1 protein-coding gene and 1 pseudogene are annotated in these 3,178 nt (G+C 38.1%); one reads left to right on the plus strand and one right to left on the minus strand.

Annotation, left to right across the window (positions count from 1 at the left end):
- A pseudogene (locus BN338_RS07205) lies at window positions 1-776 on the minus strand (TIGR04086 family membrane protein); the annotation flags it as partial.
- A gap of 493 nt (window positions 777-1,269) precedes the next feature.
- On the opposite strand from BN338_RS07205, the gene pyrF reads away from it, so the two are divergent.
- Window positions 1,270-2,115 carry an orotidine-5'-phosphate decarboxylase gene (pyrF, locus tag BN338_RS07210; protein WP_039760514.1) on the plus strand — a complete coding sequence of 282 codons (846 nt, stop codon included), beginning with the start codon at window positions 1,270-1,272 and terminating at the stop codon, window positions 2,113-2,115.
- The last annotated feature ends 1,063 nt before the right edge of the window (window positions 2,116-3,178 follow it).

The raw sequence follows: 3,178 nt of genomic DNA on the forward strand, positions 1-3,178 counted from the left end.
AAGGGCGTTGATAATATCGCTTTCATCAAATTTTTCTGTCAGAGCTTCTAGGCGATGAGAAAGGTTATTTCTTAGATTGTTCAGAATGCTGCGATAGCGCGAAGGATCATTTTTGAGAGCGGTTATCGCAGAACCAATATCGTTGAGTACAGCCTGATAAGTTTGTTTCAAGCGATCAGGATTGAGCGCTGGAATATCACTTTTGTTGAGAAGGGAGTGCAACTGACGGCTAAGTGTGTCAAAATTAATCCCATTGTCGTCTTTTTCTGAAATTTTTTTTCAAAACTGTCGCTGTTTATTTTTGAAAACAGGGGGGAGAGGTTATTGACGGTTTGGTGAAGCATGGAAGTGCTTGTTTCAACCGCTTTAGTGCTTAAGTTTGATGTACTAGAAACGACGTGGATGGCTTGGAGTGTCATAAAAAGTGTTATGAGAGACCAAGTTAAAAAACCATGAAAAGCTCCAGCGGTTTCGGCAAAGCGTCCGGCTATAAAGCCTCCGCTTGCAAGACTGATGAGCATAACAATGAGTGAGCCAATGCCTATCGAGAGGAAAGAACCCCTAAAAGGAGAGGACGAGGTAAAGTCCATTTGGCTTGAGCCTAAAGCTGCAATGAGAAAAGAGAGGCAGATTGAGACGGCAAGAGCTGTAACAAGTCCAGCAAAGATTGCCGACCATGAAAGAGGTGTATGAAAGAATGAATATTTTGTTTCTAGAGATGTTTCTTCTAGAAAATTCTTATCGAAAGCTGTGTCTTCAAGAATGCGTGGCTCCATGTTTTATCTCCCTGAATAGGCTGGAGATACAATGCCTTTTTGTTTATTATGTTCCAAAGTTTAGGGTCTATAATGGATAATCCAGCCGCTAAAAATGAATAGGGAAGATCCAAAGTTAAGATTATCATGGTGGAGCATTTTCTTTTGAAATTTTCGTTTAAAGCGCGTTTACCGAGAATTTTTGTTGATTGTAAAAAAGCAGTATGAAAGAGATAAGGTAGGGGGTGTTTAGCTTCACGAGGTCATTGAATGAAATAATATGGAATGTTTTTTTTCGTATTCTGCCTTAAAAATTTGAATTTTTGTCTTATGATAACGTCTTGGTTGATAAACATGCGATAAGCATTGTGAACGGGAATAACTTTCATAAGCGAGAGCATACTTTGTTTATGAGAACTTTTTCTTTGTGTTTTCAGGATTGTATTCTTTTGACAAATGTTTTTCTTTTTGATTATGTCAGAAAGTTTAAAAAGAGACCGTATTAGGATATAAAATGTTTTGTTCAGCTTTTTTTGAAAATAGTGAAAAATATGGCCCCCTTTGTGTAGGTTTTGATCCGAGTCATAAAGTTTTGCAATCATGGAATTTGAGCCCTGATTATAAAGGTCTAAAAGATTTTTGCGATATTCTCTTAACAGCGGTTGTGGGGAAGGTAGGGATCATAAAGCCGCAAGCCGCATTTTTTGAGTTATATGGGGTGGAAGGACTTCAAGTTTTGAAAGAACTTATTGAAAATGCAAACAAACAAGGTTTATTGGTTCTTGTGGATACAAAAAGAGGGGATATTGGCTCTACCGCTGAAGCTTACGGTAAAGCTTGGCTTGGCAGCAATAGTCCCTTCAAAGCAGATGCTATAACAGTTAATCCTTTTTTAGGGTTTGATGCTCTTATTCCTTTGATAAAGATTGCAGAAGAAACAAAAACGGCCGTTTTTATGGTTGTTCAATCGTCTAATCCAGAGGGAAAGCAAATTCGAAATGCTCGTATTGGGGATCAAACGGTTTCTGTTCATTTAGCACAGCATATTTTTGCATATAATCACCAATCTCCAAGTCAATATCGTCATATTGGTCCTATCGGGGCAGTTATTGGTGCAACATTAGGCAATGAAGCAAAGGAAACAATTGAGCAATTAGAAAATAGCTTGTTTCTCGTTCCTGGCATTGGGGCTCAAGGAGGAACAATAACACAATTAACCCAGCAATTTCCTCAAAAACTATGGCAGAATATTATTCCTTCAATTTCAAGGTCGATTACAGAGGCTGGTCGAAATATTGTTGATTTAAAAAATGTCATTCATAACTTTTCCGTGCAATCTAAAAGCACGCTTCTATCTTAAAGTTTTTGGCTTTTGCTATAAGGAGGTAGGCTCTTCATTATAAGAAGGATGCTTCTTATTTAGTCGCAAAAAAGATGCTGGGAAATTATTGTTTTATCCAAAAGCAAATGTTCCTCTTGAAACTTTTGAAGCAGCATGTGTCTTTTATTTGATGTTTATATAAGGAGCGTTTTGCAAACAAGTGTTAAAAAATCAGTGTTTGAAAAAAGGAGGAGGAAAATGCAGAGATCGTGGATAAGATATCGAGGGAAGAGTTCTTTTAAAGGTGATGAGATAAGGGGAAATGTGCAAAAGGGAGGCTAAAAGGGCTTAGAGGTAAGGGAGTGGGGCATAAGAATATTGGGGGTGGGAAGCCTTAGATTGAGGGGGATGCACGTGTTTAATCGAATAGAGGGATGAAGGCTAAGAGTGTATAACCAATAGATGAATTTTTACATGGATTTTTGATTTTTTCTCTGTCTTAAAAGTTGAAAATTCTTCATCCATTCTGGTTTGTCAATAATCTGATTTTTTCTTGAAAACGGTTCCAACCTTTTGACTTTGCATGGGGTCTCTCTTATCTCAATGACGATGTTTTGACGGGATAGAAGAATAATCATCAGTCTAGAACCCTGCGTGAAGGACAAAACAAAAGCTGTTTTGTATTGGTTAAGGATGCTGCCAAGCTGCGGGTACTGATCTTAAGAACCAAAGATGACCCTTTCGTGAAATGAGAGGGGCTGATGGTATGATTTTGATGCATGTGTATTAAAGAATTTGAGAAGCAGATCGCTTCTCATTAAAAATAAATTCTGCCAATTTTAAGAAAAACTATTTTTTATTGTAAATTTTCAGAAATTACTTTACACGTTAAAAGGTGTTTTGGTCGCATACGCAACGACCAATAGGGCCTTGAAAACCCTATAATCCGAACGCGAAGACAAACCTGCTTTGCGGGTATCTCGGAATTCCGGGAGTTTTTGCTATGTCCAAGTGCTTTTCAGCACTAAAAGCAAAAAGGCTGATTCGGATTCAGTATTTTCAAGCTCCCGGAATACTCATTGCGAGGGCGCTCGCAACTGGT

Origin of the sequence: Bartonella queenslandensis AUST/NH15, assembly GCF_000312585.1 — a bacterium.
Classification (GTDB): domain Bacteria; phylum Pseudomonadota; class Alphaproteobacteria; order Rhizobiales; family Rhizobiaceae; genus Bartonella; species Bartonella queenslandensis_A.